We start from the raw sequence: 19,335 nt of genomic DNA on the forward strand, positions 1-19,335 counted from the left end.
CAAGGGTAGGGGGGCTATTCTTTACCCGGAACAATCAGCGTCTTGCTCGAAGACTTCCAAGCAAGAATGCCGCCTTCAAGGTGTGTGGCGGGCTTACCAGTGTGCGCGGCAAGCTTTTCGCCGACAAGACTGGAACGCCGGCCTGATCGGCAATAAAGGACGATCTCCCGATCATCTTGTGAGGCGACCTCGGCAGGATCGAAGCGATCCATTGCGATATGCTCTGCGCCGGGGATGATGCCTTCGGCAACTTCCTCAAGGGTGCGAACATCAATCAGCCGGATGTTCTCATTTGCCAATCTCTCAGCCAAATCATCAGCGCTTATTTCGATGAGCTGTCCGTTGTTTGTGGCAATTTCTGAGCCGGTTTGGCTCAGGCCTTCGCGCACTTCCAATTCTGCTGCCGCCGCCATTTCGGGAAACGGAAGAATGTCACGAACGGTGTCCTTTTCATCCGATTGCGGCGCGCAAGCAGCAAGGGCGAGGCCCATTCCCGCACTTGCGATGAGAAAAGCGCGCCGCTTCATCGGTTTATGCAGCCAGTTTGCGCAGAACGTAATGGAGGATGCCGCCATTGCGGTAATATTCCATCTCGTTTGCGGTATCGATCCGGCAGAGCGCGGTGAAAGTGAAGCTGGTGCCATCGGCGCGGGTTGCTTCGATCTCGATATCCTGACCGGGGGCGAGATCCGCCAGACCTTTGATCGAGAATGTGCAATCCGCGTCCAAGTTCAGCGTTTCGCGCGTATCGCCGCCTTTGAATTGCAGCGGAAGCACGCCCATGCCGACAAGGTTTGAGCGGTGGATGCGTTCAAAGCTCTCAACGATAACCGCGCGCACACCCAAAAGGATGGTGCCTTTGGCTGCCCAATCGCGCGATGAGCCTGTGCCATATTCCTTGCCGCCCACAACGATCAACGGCGTGCCATCAGCTTTGTGCTTCATCGCCGCGTCATAGATCGGCATTTGCTCGCCATTATAGACGGTTTCGCCGCCTTCGACGCCGGGGACCATTTCGTTCTTGATGCGGATATTGGCGAAAGTGCCGCGCATCATCACGTCATGGTTGCCGCGGCGTGAGCCGTAGGAGTTGAAGTCCTTCTTCGCGACCTGATTGGAGTTCAAATAAGAACCAGCGGGCGAGTCTTCCTTGATTGCGCCAGCAGGCGAGATGTGATCGGTTGTGACAGAATCGCCAAGGATCGCGAGCGGTTTGGCATCCACGATATCTTCAACCGGCGCAGGCTCCATGCCCATGCCTTCGAAATAGGGCGGGTTGGCGACATAGGTGCTGCCAGCGCGCCATTGATAGGTGTCGGATGGTTCCACCGTGATCGCCTGCCAGTGCTCATCTCCATCATAGACATTGGCATAGCGGGTTTCGAACATAGACCGGTCAATATTGGCCGCGCGGTGCTCTGCAATCTCGGCATTGGAAGGCCACAGATCGGCGAGCATCACGTCATTGCCGTCCTGGTCCTGGCCCAAAGGCGTGGTGGTGATGTCTTCGGTTACCGTGCCTTTGAGCGCGTAGGCCACCACGAGCGGAGGGCTTGCCAAGAAGTTCGCGCGCACGTCTTGGCTAACGCGGCCTTCGAAATTGCGATTGCCCGAAAGGACTGAGGCAGCAACGATGTCATTGCCATTGATCGCTTTGCTGATCGGCGCAGCCAGCGGGCCGGAATTGCCGATGCAGGTCGTGCAGCCATATCCGACAAGGTCAAACCCGATCGCATCCAAATCATCCTGAAGGCCCGATTTGACTAGGTAATCAGTGACCACTTGTGATCCCGGTGCGAGCGAGGTTTTCACCCAAGGCTTCGGCAGCATGCCGCGCTCATTCGCTTTCTTCGCCACCAGACCCGCTGCAATCAGCACATCGGGGTTGGATGTGTTGGTGCAGCTGGTGATTGCCGCAATCACCACATCGCCATCGCCAATATCATGCGCGGTGTCATCCACGTCAACACGGACGGGGGCGTCTTTTTTGTAGACCGTTTTCAGATCACCGTTGAACAGCTCGTCCACTTCGGGAAGGATCACGCGGTCCTGCGGACGCTTTGGCCCGGCAAGGCTTGGCACCACGCTCGCGATATCCAGTGACAATGTGTTGGTGAACACCGGCTCGTGCGCAGGATCAAACCACATGCCCTGCGCTTTGGCATAGGCTTCCACCAGAGCGAGATTTTCCTCTGAGCGGCCCGTCAGGCGCATGTAATCAATGGTCTTGTCATCAATGCCGAAGAACCCGCAGGTCGCGCCATATTCGGGCGCCATGTTCGCGATGGTTGCGCGGTCTGCCAGAGTGAGGTTGGCAACGCCTTCGCCGTAAAATTCCACAAAGCGGCCCACAACGCCCACTTCGCGCAGCATTTGGACGCAGGTGAGAACAAGGTCGGTGGCGGTCACGCCTTCGGCCATTTTGCCGGTCAGTTTGAAGCCGACAACTTCGGGGATCAGCATCGAAATCGGCTGGCCCAGCATCGCGGCTTCCGCCTCGATCCCGCCAACGCCCCAGCCCAGAACGCCAAGGCCGTTGATCATGGTGGTGTGGCTGTCTGTACCAACGCAGGTATCAGGATAGGCGACCATTTCGCCGTTTTCATCCGCGCTCGACCAGATGCCTTGCGCGATGTGTTCTAGGTTCACCTGGTGGCAAATGCCGGTGCCGGGAGGGACAGCGGAGAAGTTTTCAAACGACTTTGAACCCCATTTAAGGAAATCATAGCGTTCCGCATTGCGCTCATACTCGAGCGCCATATTCGCTTCCATCGCCTGCGGGTGACCAAATTCATCGACCATGACTGAGTGATCGATCACGAGATTGACCGGCACCTGCGGATTGATCTTTTGGGTATCACCGCCCAATTCCTTGATCGCATCGCGCATGGCTGCGAGATCAACAACGCAAGGGACGCCGGTGAAATCTTGCAGGAGGACGCGCGCAGGGCGGTACTGGATTTCATTGCCGGTTTTGGGGTTTTTCTGCCAATCGACAATCGCCTGAATATGCTCGCGCCCGACAGTGAAACCTTCGTCTTCGAACCGGAGCAGGTTTTCGAGCAGCACTTTCATCGAATTCGGCAGTTTGGAGACATCGCCCAATTGCGCCGCCGCTTTGTCGAGCGAATAATAGGCGTATTGCTTGCCGTTTACGTCAAGCGTTGAACGGGTGGCGAGCGTGTCCTTGCCGATGGCTGTCATAGCGTCGAATATCCCTTATTTCTCATCAGATGCGCATAAACCGCCAATTGATCCCAGCGGCGCGAATTTGCCCGGTTCACCTGCGCGTTCACGCGCGAGAGGTCAAGTGGGTCTGATGCGGATGAGGACCAATTGCGCCATGTTACCAGAGTTTACTACCGCTTTGCGCGGTGTTCGCGGTAATGCGGTCGCGATTGTTGGGCGATAAAGGAGGGCCGGACCCATGAAAAAGCAGGATACCGCGCAAACTCATGCTGAAAGCATGAAAGCGGGCATTTTTGCTGCGATCATGATGGTCTCCTTTTGCTTTACAATCGCCATTACGATGTCGGGGAGCGCGCCTGCTGCGGCAAGCTCCGAGCTGGAAACGGCTGAGCGGCAGCCATGATGGCCTCCTTTCGGAGTCGCAATTAGTTGAGGAAGAATTCACGTTTCCGCCCCTGACCCAAGGAAGCGTGATGCCGGGGCGGCTAGTCTATCCCAGCTGCTCCGGCTTTTCCTCTTTCGCTGATTGCGCGGCGATCCAGCATCCTGTGACAATCAAGGCTGTGCCAGCAAGCGTTGGCCATGTGACCTGTTCGCGAAAGAACAACCAGCCGAAAATGCTCGCCCAGACAAAGCCTGAATATTCTATTGGCACCAGCACTTGGGCCTGCGCGCGGGCATAGGCCCATGCAATCGCCATCGCGCCAAGCACAGTCAAAAATCCCGCAGCCCCGATCCCGCCCAGCGTTTGGACAGGCGGCATCGCCCATAGAAACGGCGCAAAGACAAGCAGCACCAGCCCCCCGATCCCGCTGTGAAAGGTCGCAATCTCAATCGGGCCTGCCAGCTGCGATTGCCGCCTGATCACGACGAAATTGTAAGCATAAAGCAGCGCCGAGACCATCAAAGCAGCCATGCCCCAGGCTGCATCCTGGCTGAACTGACCTGCGCCGATCCGCCCGCCAACAATCACCAGCGTGCCTGCAAATCCCAGCATGCTGGCAAATATCGCCGTGCGCCGGATTTCCTCACCCAGCAAAATCCGGGCGAGATACAGCGCTATCAAAGGCGCGATAAAGCTCAACGCAATCGCTTCGGCCAGCGGCAACTTGGTGAGCGCGAAGAAGAAACTGAGCGCCATAAAGGCAGAGATAACGCCGCGTTCGATATGCAGCTTCATCACGCTGCGCGCCGGCCATTTCGGGCGCTGGACAAGCCAGACCGGCGCAATGATGCAGATGGCGGCAGCCGATCGCAGAATGGTGGCGGAATAAGCGCCAGCGGCAAGCGCGGCCTCTTTCATATAGGCATCCATCAGCGACAAAAACCCAACCCCTGCAAAAGCGGCAAGAGCGGCCAGTGCCGGAGTGGTCTTGGCGAGGGGGCTGGGAGGCATACTGCCCCCTATCGCGGGGCGCGCTCAAGGTCACGCGCCAAGCTCAACACTGGCCCCGTATGCGTGCTTTTTCCAATTCCGCCAGAACTGTGCAGGATTCAGCCCCCGTAAAGGCATTGTGGTTGATAGTCGTCTTAAACAGGGGGTAGAGTGCACGCGTGAAAACGGGTTTGGCACTCACAAACCCCCATATGACTTTGCAAAACGGGTAATAAGCAATGCGCAATTGGATCGGCAAATTGAACGGCACTTTCGCGGCAACGGCATTGATCGGCGCAGCCTCTGTTGCAGCCACAGGAACAGCGTTGGCGCAGGACAATGCTGGCGAGCAGAATGCAGCAGGCGATGATGCCGCCGCTGCCCCTGCCATGATCTCCGAACCTGTCGTGCAGGGCGGGCTGGAACCCGCTGCGCCGCTCGTGCAGGAATGGAGCATTGCCAATGCGCAAAGCCTGATTGCCGTCATCGAAGGGATCGGCGCAGAAGGGCTTGATCCAGCCGATTACGATATCCAGGCGCTGCAAACCGCGATTGCCTCTGCGCCGTCGGCTGAACTCAACCAGATTGCTTCTAAAAACTTTGGCTGGCTGGTCGAAGATCTGCGCGATGGCCGCACGCCGATGGATGCGCGCGAACAATGGTTTGTGGTCGATCCTGACCGCGAAACCTATCGCACCGGCGATCTGCTGGCGAAAGCACTTGCATCGGGCGATATTGCGGGCACTTTGATGGGGCTGAACCCGGTTCATCCCGATTACGCCGAATTAAAGGCCGCGCTGGCAGCCACGGCGGAAACCGACACAGCCAAACGCAAGCTGATCCGCGCCAATATGGATCGCTGGCGCTGGCTCGGGCGCGATCTGGGCAAGGTTTATCTGATGTCCAATGTGCCCGAATATCAGCTGCGGCTGACCGTGGGCAACAAGATCATCAAGAGCTACCGGACCATCGTCGGTAAACCCGGCCGCACCGCGACCCCGCAATTGGCAGAGGATGTGTCAGGTGTGGTGTTCAACCCCACTTGGACCGTCCCCCAATCCATCGTCAAAGGCGAAGGGCTGGGCCAGCGCGTGCTCAGCAATCCGGGCTGGGCAAAGGCCAAGGGATATAAGGCAACGCGCGGCGCGAACGGCTGGATTTCGGTTGTGCAGCAACCGGGGCCGACCAATTCGCTGGGCCGGATGAAGCTGGAAATGCCCAATCGCCACGCGATTTTCTTTCATGATACGCCGTCGCGCCATCTGTTCGCCCGCGAGAACCGCGCGCTCAGCCATGGCTGCATCCGCACCGAAAGCGCGCTGGAAGTGGCGATGATGGTGGCGATCCTTGGCAAAGGCGCAACCAAGGAAGAAGCGGTCGAAATCTCCACCTCGGGCAAATACACCAAGGTGATGAACGAGCGTAAAGTGCCAGCGTATATCACCTATTTCACCATGGCGACCGATGTGAACGGCGAAATGGCGACGTTCAAGGATATCTACAACCGAGATGCGCCCGTGCTCGCGAGCCTCGACAAACCCCGCGAACGCGATCGCAGCTATGAGATCACCGACGAGGTGATTGTGATTGAGAACAACCCGCTGGCGGGGGATTAAGTTTCGCCATGGTTCAATGGACTAAAGCTACGCGAAGCAATGATAGCTTGGCGGTAAAAATAGCCAGCCGGAATTGCGTAGACTGCGATTAGCGCAACCAGATGAAAATTATCTATCGGTTCGCTACCGGTCAAACCTCCAAAAATCTGGTAAGTCGCAAACGCTCCGGCTCCGATTGCTGTTACAATTGCCGTGATTGATGATCGCGGCATCTCGATTTTTTGTCTTAGCCATAACGCAACAGGGGCGCCAATCGCTGTGATGTAGAACGCGCAAAGTGCTGCCCCGATACTGATTGTTAAAATCAAAACCAAAGCAGTTACGACGAGACCCGAAAAAGCTTGAGATAATGCAGAAAATTCTATGCCGTCGCCGGTGACCGCGGCAAATCCAATGACATAAAGAACTGAGAGTGTGCTTCCGATAATGGAAGCCTGAAAGCTTGCGGGCAAGATGCCTACTAGCACTGATCCAACATCAAGCTCGAACTTTGCAGTGCTCGTCTGATAACCCAAACCCTAAAACGTCCCCGGCGCATATCTTTGCGCTGCTGTCGGCTGAGCGGGTTGCAGTGCTTCATATTGCGGCCCGCGCGCAAGGCTTCCGTCTTCCATCAGGCCCAAACTGTCGGCATAAATCATCCGCCCGCCCGATAGGTTCAAAAGCGCTTTCCTGAAATCTTCTGCCCCAAGCGCGAAACAGCCATTGGAGCGGCCCAGCCGCCCCCAGCGCGCCACATGCGATGGCTCTGCATATTTGGCCTGGTGCATCACGATATAGCGGCGCAAGGCGGCCTCATTCGTGGGGTCTAGCCCGCCCAAACGCACCGATGTGCCATAGCGGCCCTGATACCATTCCCACGTCACATAGGCGCCCTTGCTTGTCGCATTGGACCCTTCGACATTGGAATAATTGTTGAGCCAGCCATCATGTTCAGGATCAGACCCGCGCCCATGGGCGACGTGATAGCTTTCCACCTCTTCATAGTTCAGATTGACGAAGTGAAAGCGCGGCAGCGCAGAATGCAGGCCGTAATCGGCAATGCCAACAATATCGCGTTTCCAGATATTGTCGCCCACCCGCGCCAGTTCTCGCGCGGCAATTTCGAACAATTTGCGATCTCGCACAGACCCCTTGGCAGGCTGTGCGGCCAGTTTAGCAGGCAAAGCGGCAGGCACCGATAACGCGGCTCCTGCGGCCAAAGCACCTTTAAGACAATCGCGTCGGTTCATAATCTACCAATATATAGCCCAGTGATGAGGTTCCCGTGAACGGAAAATAGGTCCACCTTGCACAGGTATTTTCCCAGATCGGGACATTTACGCGGCAAGCTCTCCTTCATGGATCGCTTTGGCTTTCATCCCAAGCTTGATGACGCCGGGCATATTGTCGCGGATTTTTGCGCCGACTTGGCTGAATTGGGCAAGGCGCGGATCGCCTTCCGCCATCATTTTGGCAATCGCTGGCCCTGTCGGATGCAAGCGGCTGCGCGCATTAAAGGCGTTGGTTTTCTCATTGCCGGACAGGATCGCCGTGCTCATCAAATTGGACATCACCGCATAGGGATAGGTGTCGGTCGTATCGGTCAGCGGAGCAGGGGGCAGCAGATTGTTCTTTTCCGCATCGGTTTCAAAATTCGCTTCCACAAAGGCGGCCAGCGCGGCGGAATAGGGGACGAATGGGGCCTGCGCGAGTTGCAGGGTTATCCGGTCGCCATCGAAGAACGGGCGAATGTTGCCGCGCGCTTCAAACGGGACGGCGCTGGCGGTGCAATCGATAAAGAGCGTATTGCCGGGCACGTTCACTACGGTTTCGCCAAAATGCATCTGGCCCGGCGCGATGCGGGTCACGCGGCCTTGGCGATGAACCTGCGTAATGCCTTGCAGCAGCGCAACCTCGGCCTCTGAAATGACGGCAAAGTGGAACATTTTGGGCGTGATTTGCGGATCAAGCCGTAGCATCACCCCGCGCTCACCCAATTGCGCGAACATCTCATCACCGGTTTCAGCCCCATTGGCGGCTTCAACCAAGGCGACCTGAAATTCGATCAAGCCTTCCAGATTGGCATGGGCAGGCTGCAACAGTTTGCGGTTGAACATCCAGCTATCGCGCGGGCGCACCCAGCCGATGGAGTCCGGCTTAACGCCCGCCTCCAGCAGCCATACGCCTGTATCCATCGCGGTTTTGCCGCCGCCGATAATGACATAGTGATCGGGCAGATTATCGGCCTGTTGCCACAAAGCGGGCAAATCACCGGGCGTTGCAAACCGGGTGCCTGCCTCAATTTCAAAAGCAGGTTTGTGCGTCGCAGGAACGCTGGTTTTGAAAAATGTGCCATCCACCAGCTTGCGCCGGATGGTGATGGTGGTCTCGTCGCCGGACAAAATGCCTTTGACCCGGTGTGTGCCTGCCTCGCCACCCTCATAAGCGGTGAGCGGGTGATAGGATACGCGCCCGCTCGGTATCAGCCGGTCCATCATCAGCGTGTGATAATAAGCGAGGATTTCCGCGTGCTTGGCCAGCGGATACATGCCGGCATTGTGGCCCTGTGTGTCCACCCGGTCGGGGCACATCTCCATCGAATTGACGCCGTATGTCGCGCTGGGCTGGTGCAGGGCGACAAAGGGATAGGCATCGTTCCAATGCCCGCCGGGCCGCGCGTGTTTGTCAACGATGGTGATGTGGCAATCGGGATCTTCATCAAGCAGCGTATCGGCAAAAGCCAATCCGACAGCGCCTGCGCCAATCACGAGATAATCGGTTTCCAGCTCAGCCATATCGCGTCTATCCTGTCTTTATAGTGCGCTGATGCGCTGCGATGCTGCTAGGCGAAATGCGATATGGGGGAAAGTGAAATGGTTGCAGATAACCTTGCGAAAATGGGTCCGGCGGTGGTGCTTGCGGCGCTGTTTGGAACGCTGTTTGGAGCGCTGGGCGGCTGCGCGTCGGCTGTCGGCGGGCCTGAAAGCGTGAAAGCCGCGGCGCAAGCGGCTCCTGCGGCCAGCACAGCTGAACCAGGCGCGCCGGCTTACCCGCTTGCCAAGCCGCTAACGGTCGCGCCTGCGCCCCAAATCGAATACCGCAAACTTGCGATCACTCGTAGCAGCCGCACGGACACGCCCAGCACAGTCACAGTCGAAGCCGCTGAAATGCCCGCGCAGCCCACCAAAATCCTCGACCCCGCCATGGCAGAGCGGCTGTTCGGCAACACTGGCATCACCGTGCAATGGATTGGCTGGGAGGAACGCGGGCGCACCTGGGTTGCGGTGGATGAGGATGGCTATTGGCTGCTTATGGGCGGGCAAGAGGGGGCACCTGGCGAACGCATGGAGATCGAAGGGTTCATCACCGAAATCGGCACCGATTATTTTATCTATGACGGGACGATCAAAATCCTGGGCGCGCCCAATGCTGACCGGCTTTGCAATATGAGCAAAAGGGGTTGGCGGTTTGGCATCACGCAGAACCGCAAATATTGGCGGCTGCGCGAATTTGAATGGTGCGATCGTCTCACCGATTACATCGACATCTACTTTTAGCAGGCGGCGATAACCGGCGTTAATTCGCGCGCATAATCATCTCATCGTTCGAAATTTCAACCGCGCCGATCTGCGACAGATAGGATTGGCCCAGCAGCGATATGCCAAGCCCGCGCGGGATCACGACCGCTTCGACATTGCGCCTGACCATGCCGCCTATTTCCACCTCGCGCAGAGTGACCGGAACGCCGTAAACCGCCCCGCTTGCACCGGATCCGATATGGCGGACATCGCCGTCATTCCAATGCACGCCCGCCGATCTTGCATCATCCGCCGTCAGCGCGATCACCGATGCGCCGGTATCAACCAGCATGCGCATGCGCGCGCCATCAATGCTGGCGGCGGCGTAGAAATGCCCATCGCCTTCGCGCGCAAGAGTGTGCTCCCCGCCAAAACTGCCGCTGCCTGATTTCGACGTAAATGTCTTATTGCCTGACCCTGTGAAGGGCTCAGATGAAGACCCGGAGAAAGGCGATGAGCTTGCAGATGATGCGGCTGCGGCGGCTTCTTCGCCGCTCTCATCACCCGAAGGCACAACCAGTACCGCAAAGCCGCAGATTGCCGCAGCCAATATGATCACCCGTTCAAGCATTGTTTTGGCAGTTTAAGGCGCGAAGCTTAAGGCACTCTAAAGCGTTTCTTTATCCGCGCGGTCACCTGTCAGCGCGCCAAGCGGAAAGCCAGCATTCACTTGCGCCATCGTCAGCATGGAACGCGCATGGCGAGCGGCGACCTCATGCGGATCGCCATATCCTCCGCCCAGCGCGGATGCGATCGGCACGCCGCGAGCGCGCACCTCTTTCACCACATAGGCATCACGCCGGGCAAGTCCTTCATCCGTAAGCGCCAGCCGCCCCAGCCTGTCATCCCGGTGCGGATCAACGCCCGCCTGGTACAGCACCAGATCGGGCGCGGCATCATCCAGCATGCGCGGCAGGTGTTTCTGAAGCTCTGCCATATAGCCATCATCATCCACCCCATCGGGCAAAGGCACATCGCAATCAGAGCGCGCTTTTCGCACCGGGAAATTGCGCTCTGCATGAAGCGACAGAGTGACAATATCTTCGCGCCCGGCGGTCAGACTGGCTGTGCCATCGCCCTGATGCACATCAAGATCGACGATCAGGATGGAACGCGCATCGCCTTGTGCGATCAAGCGGTTGGAAGCGACCGCCAGATCGTTGAACACGCAATATCCCGCGCCGGTATTGCTCAGCGCGTGATGGCTGCCCGCCGCTGAGTTTGCGGCATAGCCGTGCCGCATCGCAAGCTTTGCCGCCAGCCATGTGCCGCCATTGGTGTGGCGCACGCGGTCTCTGATACGCTCCGTCACTGGAAAGCCGATACGGCGTTCCTTTTCGGGCGGAACTTGGGCTGTGAAGACCTCTTCGACATAGGCCGGGTCATGCACCGCTTCGAGCCAATCGCGCGGCATGGGGAGAGGCGCGTGTTCGGTCATCGCTTCTCCGCTCGCCCGCAATTCCTCCATCACAAGCTGATACTTGTCGAACTTGAACGTGCCCCGCGTTGGTTGCGGCGCCATGTAGTCAGCGTGGTGGACGACGTGCAGCAGAGTTAGACGCCTGCTGCATCCGCCAGCATCGCCAGCTCATCATAGATCGCGTTTTCTTCGCGGGTGGCCGTATTGCGCCAGCTGGTTGCGGTGTCGGGGTTTAGCAGTGTGCCATCTGCGCTCAGCACGAGCAGGTTGGGTGTGCCGGGCAGATCCTCGAGGCCAAAGCGGCGGGCAATGGCGAGGTTATGGCCATCGCCTGATTGAGGCATGCCGACATTGACATAGACCAGCTCGTAGCGGTCAGCGATCAGCGCTTTGAACCGCTGCGTCCCAAGCCAACCGGCCAGAGCGCGGCTGTCGTGGCACCAGTTTGCGCCCATCACCAGCAATACGCGCGTATCATTCGCCGCCGCTGCTGCGAGCGCCGCATCGACATCGGCGTTTGCGTCATCAGATACGGTGTAGGCCTCGGCCTCCGGATAGTCATGCGCCTCGCCGCCAGCGACCTTCGCGAGTGCGACCCCGCCGCCTAGCAGTAGGGCTGCCAGAACACCTGCAAACAGAGCCTTGATCATTCAGCCGCCTCGGTTGCCGTTTCAGGGGTAGGCGTCTTCTGCTCTTGAGCATGCGGATCGAACGCAACCGCTTCGCCCGCTTCAATCGCGGCGGCTTTGTCTTCGACCAGTTTCACGATGTGATCGAGCATATCCTCATCCTCAATCGCATGCGCTTTCATGCCGGACAGATAGACCATGTGCTTGCCATTGCCGCCGCCTGTGAGGCCGATATCGGTCTCGCGCGCTTCGCCCGGGCCATTGACCACGCAGCCCAGCACTGACAGCGACATCGGCGTTTTGATATGCTCAAGGCGCTTTTCCAGCGTTTCCACCGTCCGGATCACGTCGAAACCCTGACGCGAGCACGAGGGGCATGACACAACGCGCACGCCGCGCGTGCGCAGGCCCAAGGCTTTGAGCATCTCATAGCCGACCTTGACCTCTTCCTCAGGTTCAGCCGACAGCGATACGCGGATCGTGTCGCCGATCCCTGCCCACAGCAGCGATCCCATGCCGATGGAGGACTTCACCGTTCCCCCGATCAGCCCGCCAGCCTCTGTTATGCCAAGATGCAAGGGGCAATCGACCGCATCGGCAAGGCCGTGATAGGCGGCAACCGCCAGGAAGACGTCGGATGCTTTGACGGCAACCTTGAAGTCATGAAAGTCGTGATCTTGCAGCAGCTTGATGTGATCCAATGCGCTTTCAATCAAGGCTTCGGGGCAGGGCTCTCCGTATTTCTCAAGCAGGTCTTTCTCGAGGCTGCCGGCGTTCACGCCAATACGGATGGCGCAGCCATTGGCTTTGGCGGCGCGGACCACTTCGGCAACCCGGTCAGATGATCCGATATTGCCCGGATTGATGCGCAGGCAGGCGGCCCCGCCATCGGCTGCCTCCAAAGCGCGTTTGTAGTGGAAGTGGATGTCGGCCACCACCGGGATGTTGGCGGCTCGGGTGATGAGCGGGAAGGCGGCTGTGGCCTCTTCTGTCGGGCAAGAGACGCGGATAATGTCGCAGCCCACCTCCTCACACCGGCGGATCTGGTCAATCGTTGCCGCCGCATCCTCTGTCGGCGTGTTCGTCATCGTTTGCACCGTGATCGGCGCGTCGCCGCCAACGGGCACATTGCCGACCATGATCTGCCGGCATTCGCGGCGTTCAATCGTGCGCCAAGGGCGGATCGCGTTCATACTATTGGCCTTCAACCTGAAGCATGGACCGCATGTTACACGGTCCTGGAAACAAAAAGCGATGGGGCGCGCAAGTCACCCTTACGCGCCCCATATGAAGGCTTTGCTGCAAAATTGCGACCCTGAACATGGCCGCCCATCTACCACAGCGTGCAACGGGTAGGAAACCTACCAGCGGATCAGCGGCGGGACCACAATTCGGCCAATCACGGCGGCAATCGCTACGGGCGCGATGTGCCACAGTCCGACATGCGAGAAAGTGTCGAGCGGGCAGGTGATCCCATAAGCCAAAGTGCCAAGCGTTCCTGCTGCCAGCCCTGCAAGCCAGGCGGAGCGTTCAATCGATACAGGCGCGCCGCGTCTGAGCCACATCACCGATGCAACCAGCACCAAAGCCGCTGCGGCCAATGAGGCGGTGGTGCACATAAATGCGACCGGATCGTTCAGCCCTTCGGCGGCATGATCGTGGCCTTCGCCAGTTGTCAGACTGATAATCGCGCCTAAAGGCAGAATTGCGAGCATGATCGCACCCCACAGCGGCGCGCTGGCACGCATCCCGATCCGGGGCATGGCGCTTGTTACCATGGCCGCAGTGCTGGCAATGCCAACCACCAGCAGCAATCCATGCGTGATCAGGAAATAGCCCGATGCTTCGCCTGTCAAAAGGCCATCCCACCAATCATAAACGGCGATGGATGCGACAGCGGCAATGACCGCTGCGAACGCAATCAAAGCTGCGCCTTCGGCAGGTTTCACACGTTTCACAGGTGTCAGATCGTCAGCGAGTGCTGCGACCAATGTCTCTGTGCTCGAATACTTTTCCATATCAGTCAGCTTTCTCTACCAAAGAGGCCAGTTTCTTGAGGCCGCGATGGATATTCACTTTCACCAGGCTTTCGCTTTGCCCGGTTTTTTCAGACGCTTCGCGGATCGATAATCCGCCAATTTTAACCAGTTCAATCGCTTCGGCCTGATTGTCAGGCAAGTGTTTGAACAATCTATCAAGACTGACGCGGGCCATGACAACTTCTTCGTCGCTGTCTTCTACCGCATCATCTTCCATCAATTCTGACGCATCGTGCTTGTACACTTTGCGCAAATGATCGACCCACCGGTACCGCGCAATGGCTGCCAGCCATGGCAGAAACGCGCGCTTTGGGTCCCATGTGGCGCGCTTTGTATAAAACGCGATGAGAACCTCTTGTACCAGATCATCGATCTGATGCGGGGGCACTCGGCGGCGAAAATACCGCTCCAGCCAAACGCCCACCTCGGTGAGCAGCACATTGGCGGCGGCTTTATCGCCGTCCTGCGCTGCCACCATCAGGCGAGCCAGAGTGGGTTCGTCGGCGATCATGGCCTAAACCCGCTTACCCGGCTTTCGGGGCGAACAATCGGTCAGAAATCCGATCAAGCGAGAAAAGTCCGCCACCGCGAGAGATCAGCACCAAAGCCAAAGCTATAGGTGTAATCGCCCAACCCCAGAAATGATCCGCTGTCGGGAATACGAAAAACTGGATCACCAAAGTCATAATCATCAACGAAACCGCAGAGAACCGGGTGAAAAGGCCCGCAAACAGCAGCAGCGGGAATGCAAATTCGGCGTAGGTTGCCATGGGAACCGCCAGATCGGTTGGGATTGGCAGTCCTGAAAATTCGTTTTCGAACAGGAAGTACTGGATCTCGTCGATTTCGAACCACGTGCCTTCAACGACTTTCGTTTTGTACGACCGCCAGAAAATCAGCGCGAGTGCAATGCGTGCAAGCAGCAATCCGACGCTTTCCATAAATTTGCCCGACAAAAAGCCGACCAAACCGCGATACATTGAAATGATGGTGTTCATTGTGTCCTCCTATGCTGCCCTTGGAAAGCGGCGCCAAATTTGCCTGATGCGCCGCTTTCCCGGGCCAATCGGTTTTATCGCTTAAGCGGCTTGAGTGAGCCTTTGCCTTTGGGCGTGCTGATTTTTACGCATGACCCTTTGTCGACATATTTCCAGGCATTGCCCTGCCAATCGCGCGTCGATGTGCCAGCGCAGCTTGTGCCGGGGCCGGCGGCGCAGTCATTCTTGCCGGCTTTTGAAACGCCGTAGCATTTTTCCTTCGCGCCCTGAGCAGCAACCGGGGTTACGGCGAGGCCAGCGGCAATACCTGCGGTCAATGCAAGGCCTGCGAAATTGGCGATTGTCTTGGTGTTCATGTGTCGTCTCCTGAATTTCATCTATCTTGCGCTCGGCAAGTGTGCCGCAGCTATCTGGCAATTCGCCGCAATGCCGCGATGGGTTACAAGCAGGTTCCAACTTTTTTGAAATTAGCGCCAATGTGCCCGCGATCGGGCCGTGTTTGGGTCCGCTATTTTTCTTCCTCCGATCCCCCCTTCGATGCCCCCCTTCGTTTCCTATGTGTAACGCGTGCAGGGGCAATCGCGAACACTTTATCAGATACCGCGCTGAAGGGCGGCCTTACCTGGCCCTATTTGCGCGGTGTCAGGCAGTCTGGCGGGCTGCCTCTTTTTGCGCCGTGACACTGACCCCCACCCACACGCGGCGCACACGGGGGCAAGCAAGTTGACAGGTCCGCCGGGCTGCCGATTTTGCAAAAATGCTGTAAGGACGCCTCCATGACATCTTCATCCCATACGATTGACCAATTTCACGGCTTCGGTCTGGGCCTGCGATCAGAACATTACGCCGATTTTCTGGATGCGGCAGATGGGCAGCAGGCGTCTATCAATAAGCAGCCGGCGAATAAGCAACCAGTCGATTTTCTCGAGGTTATCAGCGAGAACCATATGACAGATGGCGGCCGGCCTTTGCGGATTCTGGAAGAGGCGCGCGCGCTTTATCCGGTGATCCTGCATGGGGTGTCGATGTCAATCGGCTCTGCGGACGGGCTGGATAAGGACTATCTTGCCCGGCTGCGCATGCTGGCGGATCGGATTGAGCCTTTATGGGTGTCTGATCACCTGTGCTGGACCCGCACCAGCGCGCATAACAGCCATGATCTGCTGCCTATGCCATTGACCCAGGCGGCATTGGATGTGGTGTGCGCCAACATTGATACAGCCCAAGATGCGCTGGGCCGGGCAATGCTGTTTGAAAACCCGTCAAGCTATCTCACTTTTCCTGGTGATGAGATGGCGGAGTGGGAATTCCTCACCGAAATGACGCAGCGCACGGGGTGCTATTTGCTGCTTGATGTGAACAATATCTATGTGTCCGCTGCCAATCACGGTTTTTCTGCTGGCGATTATTTGGCAGGTCTGCCGCTGGACCGGGTGCGCCAGATCCACCTTGCGGGCCACGATCCGGCGACGGCGGACCGCGATATCATCATCGACACGCATGACCGGGCGGTGGATGATGGCGTGTGGGCGCTGTATGCCAAAGCTCTCGAAATGCTGCCCGGCCCGGTTGCGACCATGATAGAGCGCGATGCGGATATCCCCGCTTTGGGCGAGTTGCTTAGCGAATTGGACCGCGCGCGCGGGATAGCGGATCAAGCCGCGGTGTTGGAGCCTGCATGAGCCCCTCCAACAACCCTGCCGTCAACCTCGCCGAGACACAAGCGGCGTTCATGCGCGCGATTCTGGATGACAGCGCCCCGCTTCCCGAGGGATGGGGCAATTCTCAAGCCGCCGGCATGGGCGTTTATCGCGGCAATTACCGCTCTGCTGTTATGGACGCGATTGCCGCCACCTATGAACGCACGGCGCGCTATGTCGGGGAAGATGCGTTCCGTCAGGCGAGCATTCACCACGCGCTTGCCCATCCGTCTTCGCATTGGACGATTGACCGCGTGGGCGCAGGCTTTGATGCTACCTGCGCAGACCTGTTCGGCGACAATCCCGAAGTGGCTGAGATCGCCTGGCTCGAATGGTCCATGCTCGAAGCATCGCGAGCGGCGGATACAGCGCCGATCAGCGCGGCGGAGTTTGCCGAGCGATCTCAGCAATTCGGTGATGAGCAATGGGCCGGGCTTTGCCTGCAATTCCTCCCCGGCTCTGCTGCGCGCATCGTGCATTATGACCTTGGCGCGCTGTGGCGATCGCTGGAGGAGGGGAGCGAGGGACCGCCGCAGCTTTCAGGCCCAGCCACGCGCGGCTGTCTGGTGTGGCGCGAGGGGGAGCGGCCCACCTTTCTGATGGTTGATGAGGCGCAAGGCCGCGCCTTTGCCGCCATGCGCGATGGCGCGGTTTATGGAGATATTATCGGATTGATCGCGGGCGAAAATCCTGGCGAGGAAGCCATCCAGGCCGCCGCCATGCAGGCAGGCGCGATGCTTGGCGGATGGCTAAGCGAAGGGCTGATCGCGGCATTCAGCGCTTGACTTGCTGGTCCCGCGCCTCTCTCCTCGGCGGTGAGAGGGATAATTTATGCTGACCAACACTACATCGCAGGCGCGCACTGATAAAGCGAGCCTGCTGCTCAAAACCGTCAAATGGGTCATGTCGCGGCGCAAACGGGTTTTTCCGCACACCGCAGAAGAATTCCGCGCCGATATGGCGACCCGCAAATTGCCGCGCGATGCGGCGATGCCGACAAGTTTTGCGAGCAAATATGATGTGAGCCAGTGGGAAGCAGCCGGCCAGCAGGCCGTAACCCTGCATCCCAAATCGGGGCCGGGTGAATGGCATATGCTCTATTTCCATGGCGGCGGCTTTATTCTGCCGATGTTCAAAGAACACTGGCCGCTGGTCGCTGCGATGATCGATACGTGCGGGGTGAGCGTGACGGTTCCGCTGTATGAAGTGGTGCCAGAAAGCTCGCACAGCGCGCAAGATGCGCTGGCCGATAGCGTGTTTGCAAAATTGTGCGAGGATCACGATCCGGCCAAGATTATCCTCAATGGCGATAGCGCAGGCGGACATATGGCTCTCTCGCTGGCTTTGCGGCTGGCCAAAGCGGGCGGGCCAAATGAAGGCAGCGCGCAGCCGGGCAAGCTAGCTCTGTTTGCGCCGTGGCTTGATCTCACCATGAAAGACCCGGCCATCGCTGCGGTAGAGCCGCATGATTTCATGCTCAAAATCGGCACTTTGCGTGAATGCGGCAAAATGTTTGCCGAAACGCGCGATCCGGCAAGCGCTGAATGCAGCCCGCTTTATGCCGCGCCGCAATACCTTGCCATGCTGCCGCCGACGCGCATTTGGACGGGCCAGCATGATCTGTTCATTGTGGATTCGCGCACATTAGCTGCTCGGCTGAACGAAGTTGGCGTGGATGCGATGCTGTATGAATACGCTCAGGCCCCGCATGTCTTTATGGCGATCACCCCCTGCCGCGAAAGCAAGGATACCCTAAAGCTGCTGAGCGAATTTCTGGCCGAATAGCGGAGGCGTTTTGCACCCGGATCAGACGGTGAAAACCGTGCCGGTCAGCTCCTCGCTCAGCGTCCACAGCTTGTCTGCCGCCGCGCTGTCCACCGCATAGCTTCGCACGCCGCCGTTTTTGCTTTCATCATCAACCTGCGCCACGTGGCAATCCTCGCAATAGAGGCCGCCTTTGCCTTCAAGCTCCTGCGTAGTCGCGGCCCAGCATGATGTGGCTGCGCCTTGTGCTTCGGTTTTCCATTGAAAATCAGGTTCATTCGCAAGAATATTCGCCATCAGACCTTCCTGCATTTTTTCATCCATATGGCGGCCCAGATTGGTGTTGATGCCGCCGGGATGTACCGCATAGGCATGGACGCCTTTATCGGCAAAACGCGCCTCCAAGCCGACAGAAAACAGCACATTGGCGGTTTTCGAATGGCCATAGCTAAGGAACGGATCGTATTCGCGGTTTTCGAAATTGGGATCATCGAGATTAACTGGCGCAATCTGGTGGCCCCGGCTCGACAAATTGATGATGCGTTTGTTGTTGCCTGCCTGCACCAACGGCATCAGCTCTTTGGTCAGCACAAAATGCCCCAGATGATTGGTGCCGAACTGGCTCTCAAATCCATCTTGCGTGTGCGTCAAAGGCGTCGCCATAACGCCTGCATTGTTAATCAGCAGATCAATCGCGTCCAACCGCGCGCGGGCCTCTGCCCCGCAAGCGCGCACGCTGTCCAGCGAGGCGAGGTCGCACACGATTGTGTCGAGCCGCGCATCGGGGTGCACCGATTTGATCTCAGCCGCGGCCGTATCGAGCGTTTCCTGATTGCGCCCGGCCAGCATTACGTGGGCACCTTTGGCGGCCATGGCGCGCACCGTTTCCTTGCCAAGGCCCGACGTTGCGCCTGTTACAAACACCCGCACTCCGCTTAAATCTTTGCCCGCCAGCACTTCATCGGTGGTTGTCGTCTTGCCAAAACCGCTCACGCATTGTCTCCCAGAAATGATGAGGGGCGCGATAGCATTGCCACCGCGCCCC

At 58.1% G+C, this 19,335-nt stretch carries 21 protein-coding genes; 6 read left to right on the top strand and 15 right to left on the bottom strand.

Annotated features, from left to right (window positions below; all coding sequences use genetic code 11):
* Nucleotides 1-14 precede the first annotated feature (14 nt).
* Together AC0V6L_RS07855 and acnA are read right to left on the bottom strand one after the other, a co-directional pair.
* Nucleotides 15-575 (bottom strand): rhodanese-like domain-containing protein, encoded by a 561-nt coding sequence (locus AC0V6L_RS07855; RefSeq protein ID WP_486153738.1) that lies wholly within the window; start codon nucleotides 573-575, stop codon nucleotides 15-17.
* On the bottom strand, nucleotides 532-3,204 hold the full coding sequence (gene acnA, locus AC0V6L_RS07860; protein WP_486153739.1) for an aconitate hydratase AcnA: 2,673 nt from the start codon (nucleotides 3,202-3,204) through the stop codon (nucleotides 532-534). The genes AC0V6L_RS07855 and acnA overlap by 44 nt, the downstream gene beginning before the upstream one ends.
* A gap of 223 nt (nucleotides 3,205-3,427) precedes the next feature.
* Between acnA and AC0V6L_RS07865 the strand changes: the two genes are divergently transcribed.
* Nucleotides 3,428-3,592: a hypothetical protein gene (locus tag AC0V6L_RS07865; RefSeq protein ID WP_486153740.1), complete on the top strand. Its 165-nt coding sequence runs from the start codon at nucleotides 3,428-3,430 to the stop codon at nucleotides 3,590-3,592.
* An 87-nt stretch (nucleotides 3,593-3,679) separates the two neighbouring features.
* Here the strand turns inward: AC0V6L_RS07865 and AC0V6L_RS07870 are convergent, their stop codons facing one another.
* Nucleotides 3,680-4,585: a DMT family transporter gene (locus AC0V6L_RS07870; protein ID WP_486153741.1), complete on the bottom strand. Its 906-nt coding sequence runs from the start codon at nucleotides 4,583-4,585 to the stop codon at nucleotides 3,680-3,682.
* Between the two features lie 218 nt (nucleotides 4,586-4,803).
* Here AC0V6L_RS07870 and AC0V6L_RS07875 point away from each other — a divergent pair, with 218 nt between their 5' ends.
* Nucleotides 4,804-6,180: a L,D-transpeptidase family protein gene (locus tag AC0V6L_RS07875; protein WP_486153742.1), complete on the top strand. Its 1,377-nt coding sequence runs from the start codon at nucleotides 4,804-4,806 to the stop codon at nucleotides 6,178-6,180.
* On the opposite strand, the gene AC0V6L_RS07880 is transcribed toward AC0V6L_RS07875, so the two are convergent.
* From AC0V6L_RS07880 to AC0V6L_RS07890, 3 genes are all read right to left on the bottom strand, one after another.
* On the bottom strand, nucleotides 6,177-6,695 hold the full coding sequence (locus tag AC0V6L_RS07880; RefSeq protein ID WP_486153743.1) for a hypothetical protein: 519 nt from the start codon (nucleotides 6,693-6,695) through the stop codon (nucleotides 6,177-6,179). The genes AC0V6L_RS07875 and AC0V6L_RS07880 overlap by 4 nt on opposite strands.
* 3 nt (nucleotides 6,696-6,698) lie before the next feature.
* Complete coding sequence (locus tag AC0V6L_RS07885; RefSeq protein ID WP_486153744.1) at nucleotides 6,699-7,412, bottom strand: murein L,D-transpeptidase catalytic domain-containing protein; 714 nt, start codon at nucleotides 7,410-7,412, stop codon at nucleotides 6,699-6,701.
* Between the two features lie 87 nt (nucleotides 7,413-7,499).
* Nucleotides 7,500-8,957 (bottom strand): NAD(P)-binding protein, encoded by a 1,458-nt coding sequence (locus AC0V6L_RS07890; protein ID WP_486153745.1) that lies wholly within the window; start codon nucleotides 8,955-8,957, stop codon nucleotides 7,500-7,502.
* Between the two features lie 78 nt (nucleotides 8,958-9,035).
* Here AC0V6L_RS07890 and AC0V6L_RS07895 point away from each other — a divergent pair, with 78 nt between their 5' ends.
* On the top strand, nucleotides 9,036-9,719 hold the full coding sequence (locus tag AC0V6L_RS07895; protein WP_486153746.1) for a hypothetical protein: 684 nt from the start codon (nucleotides 9,036-9,038) through the stop codon (nucleotides 9,717-9,719).
* Nucleotides 9,720-9,738: 19 nt separating this feature from the next.
* Here the strand turns inward: AC0V6L_RS07895 and AC0V6L_RS07900 are convergent, their stop codons facing one another.
* The 8 genes from AC0V6L_RS07900 to AC0V6L_RS07935 all read right to left on the bottom strand — a co-directional run bounded on the left by AC0V6L_RS07900 (nucleotide 9,739) and on the right by AC0V6L_RS07935 (nucleotide 15,182).
* The gene (locus AC0V6L_RS07900) at nucleotides 9,739-10,290 is read right to left on the bottom strand and encodes a retropepsin-like aspartic protease family protein (protein WP_486153747.1); all 552 of its coding nucleotides are present in this window, start codon (nucleotides 10,288-10,290) and stop codon (nucleotides 9,739-9,741) included.
* A 57-nt stretch (nucleotides 10,291-10,347) separates the two neighbouring features.
* Nucleotides 10,348-11,262 (bottom strand): histone deacetylase family protein, encoded by a 915-nt coding sequence (locus AC0V6L_RS07905; protein WP_486153748.1) that lies wholly within the window; start codon nucleotides 11,260-11,262, stop codon nucleotides 10,348-10,350.
* A 32-nt stretch (nucleotides 11,263-11,294) separates the two neighbouring features.
* Nucleotides 11,295-11,810, bottom strand: coding sequence for a thioredoxin family protein (locus AC0V6L_RS07910; RefSeq protein ID WP_486153749.1), 516 nt, complete (start codon nucleotides 11,808-11,810; stop codon nucleotides 11,295-11,297).
* The gene (gene ispG / locus AC0V6L_RS07915) at nucleotides 11,807-12,982 is read right to left on the bottom strand and encodes a flavodoxin-dependent (E)-4-hydroxy-3-methylbut-2-enyl-diphosphate synthase (protein ID WP_486153750.1); all 1,176 of its coding nucleotides are present in this window, start codon (nucleotides 12,980-12,982) and stop codon (nucleotides 11,807-11,809) included. The genes AC0V6L_RS07910 and ispG overlap by 4 nt, the downstream gene beginning before the upstream one ends.
* Nucleotides 12,983-13,150: 168 nt before the next feature.
* Entirely contained in the window at nucleotides 13,151-13,807 is a 657-nt protein-coding gene (locus AC0V6L_RS07920) for an NrsF family protein (protein ID WP_486153751.1), read from the bottom strand.
* A gap of 1 nt (nucleotide 13,808) precedes the next feature.
* Complete coding sequence (locus tag AC0V6L_RS07925; protein ID WP_486153752.1) at nucleotides 13,809-14,339, bottom strand: sigma-70 family RNA polymerase sigma factor; 531 nt, start codon at nucleotides 14,337-14,339, stop codon at nucleotides 13,809-13,811.
* A 13-nt stretch (nucleotides 14,340-14,352) separates the two neighbouring features.
* The gene (locus AC0V6L_RS07930; protein WP_486153753.1) at nucleotides 14,353-14,826 is read right to left on the bottom strand and encodes a DoxX family protein; all 474 of its coding nucleotides are present in this window, start codon (nucleotides 14,824-14,826) and stop codon (nucleotides 14,353-14,355) included.
* A gap of 74 nt (nucleotides 14,827-14,900) precedes the next feature.
* Nucleotides 14,901-15,182 carry a BufA1 family periplasmic bufferin-type metallophore gene (locus tag AC0V6L_RS07935; RefSeq protein ID WP_486153754.1) on the bottom strand — a complete coding sequence of 94 codons (282 nt, stop codon included), beginning with the start codon at nucleotides 15,180-15,182 and terminating at the stop codon, nucleotides 14,901-14,903.
* A 420-nt stretch (nucleotides 15,183-15,602) separates the two neighbouring features.
* Between AC0V6L_RS07935 and bufB the strand changes: the two genes are divergently transcribed.
* From bufB to AC0V6L_RS07950, 3 genes are read left to right on the top strand one after another with little or no spacing between them, the layout of a single operon-like run.
* Nucleotides 15,603-16,508, top strand: coding sequence for an MNIO family bufferin maturase (bufB, locus tag AC0V6L_RS07940; RefSeq protein WP_486153755.1), 906 nt, complete (start codon nucleotides 15,603-15,605; stop codon nucleotides 16,506-16,508).
* Nucleotides 16,505-17,311: an HvfC/BufC N-terminal domain-containing protein gene (locus AC0V6L_RS07945; RefSeq protein WP_486153756.1), complete on the top strand. Its 807-nt coding sequence runs from the start codon at nucleotides 16,505-16,507 to the stop codon at nucleotides 17,309-17,311. Before bufB ends, AC0V6L_RS07945 begins: the two co-directional genes overlap by 4 nt.
* A gap of 46 nt (nucleotides 17,312-17,357) precedes the next feature.
* Entirely contained in the window at nucleotides 17,358-18,311 is a 954-nt protein-coding gene (locus tag AC0V6L_RS07950; RefSeq protein WP_486153757.1) for an alpha/beta hydrolase fold domain-containing protein, read from the top strand.
* Nucleotides 18,312-18,332: 21 nt separating this feature from the next.
* Here AC0V6L_RS07950 and AC0V6L_RS07955 read toward each other — a convergent pair whose 3' ends face one another.
* Nucleotides 18,333-19,283: an SDR family NAD(P)-dependent oxidoreductase gene (locus AC0V6L_RS07955; RefSeq protein WP_486153758.1), complete on the bottom strand. Its 951-nt coding sequence runs from the start codon at nucleotides 19,281-19,283 to the stop codon at nucleotides 18,333-18,335.
* Between the last annotated feature and the right edge of the window lie 52 nt (nucleotides 19,284-19,335).

The organism is Erythrobacter sp. JB1-15 (genome assembly GCF_057365035.1).

Excerpts from the sequence above, each read along its gene's own strand:
- AC0V6L_RS07855 (WP_486153738.1), bottom strand. The coding sequence starts at position 575 with ATGGCGGCATCCTCCATTACGTTCTGCGCAAACTGGCTGCATAAACCG.
- acnA (WP_486153739.1), bottom strand. The coding sequence starts at position 3,204 with ATGACAGCCATCGGCAAGGACACGCTCGCCACCCGTTCAACGCTTGAC.
- AC0V6L_RS07865 (WP_486153740.1), top strand. The coding sequence starts at position 3,428 with ATGAAAAAGCAGGATACCGCGCAAACTCATGCTGAAAGCATGAAAGCG.
- AC0V6L_RS07870 (WP_486153741.1), bottom strand. The coding sequence starts at position 4,585 with ATGCCTCCCAGCCCCCTCGCCAAGACCACTCCGGCACTGGCCGCTCTT.
- AC0V6L_RS07875 (WP_486153742.1), top strand. The coding sequence starts at position 4,804 with ATGCGCAATTGGATCGGCAAATTGAACGGCACTTTCGCGGCAACGGCA.
- AC0V6L_RS07885 (WP_486153744.1), bottom strand. The coding sequence starts at position 7,412 with ATGAACCGACGCGATTGTCTTAAAGGTGCTTTGGCCGCAGGAGCCGCG.
- AC0V6L_RS07890 (WP_486153745.1), bottom strand. The coding sequence starts at position 8,957 with ATGGCTGAGCTGGAAACCGATTATCTCGTGATTGGCGCAGGCGCTGTC.
- AC0V6L_RS07895 (WP_486153746.1), top strand. The coding sequence starts at position 9,036 with ATGGTTGCAGATAACCTTGCGAAAATGGGTCCGGCGGTGGTGCTTGCG.
- AC0V6L_RS07905 (WP_486153748.1), bottom strand. The coding sequence starts at position 11,262 with ATGGCGCCGCAACCAACGCGGGGCACGTTCAAGTTCGACAAGTATCAG.
- AC0V6L_RS07910 (WP_486153749.1), bottom strand. The coding sequence starts at position 11,810 with ATGATCAAGGCTCTGTTTGCAGGTGTTCTGGCAGCCCTACTGCTAGGC.
- ispG (WP_486153750.1), bottom strand. The coding sequence starts at position 12,982 with ATGAACGCGATCCGCCCTTGGCGCACGATTGAACGCCGCGAATGCCGG.
- AC0V6L_RS07920 (WP_486153751.1), bottom strand. The coding sequence starts at position 13,807 with ATGGAAAAGTATTCGAGCACAGAGACATTGGTCGCAGCACTCGCTGAC.
- AC0V6L_RS07925 (WP_486153752.1), bottom strand. The coding sequence starts at position 14,339 with ATGATCGCCGACGAACCCACTCTGGCTCGCCTGATGGTGGCAGCGCAG.
- AC0V6L_RS07930 (WP_486153753.1), bottom strand. The coding sequence starts at position 14,826 with ATGAACACCATCATTTCAATGTATCGCGGTTTGGTCGGCTTTTTGTCG.
- AC0V6L_RS07935 (WP_486153754.1), bottom strand. The coding sequence starts at position 15,182 with ATGAACACCAAGACAATCGCCAATTTCGCAGGCCTTGCATTGACCGCA.
- bufB (WP_486153755.1), top strand. The coding sequence starts at position 15,603 with ATGACATCTTCATCCCATACGATTGACCAATTTCACGGCTTCGGTCTG.
- AC0V6L_RS07945 (WP_486153756.1), top strand. The coding sequence starts at position 16,505 with ATGAGCCCCTCCAACAACCCTGCCGTCAACCTCGCCGAGACACAAGCG.
- AC0V6L_RS07950 (WP_486153757.1), top strand. The coding sequence starts at position 17,358 with ATGCTGACCAACACTACATCGCAGGCGCGCACTGATAAAGCGAGCCTG.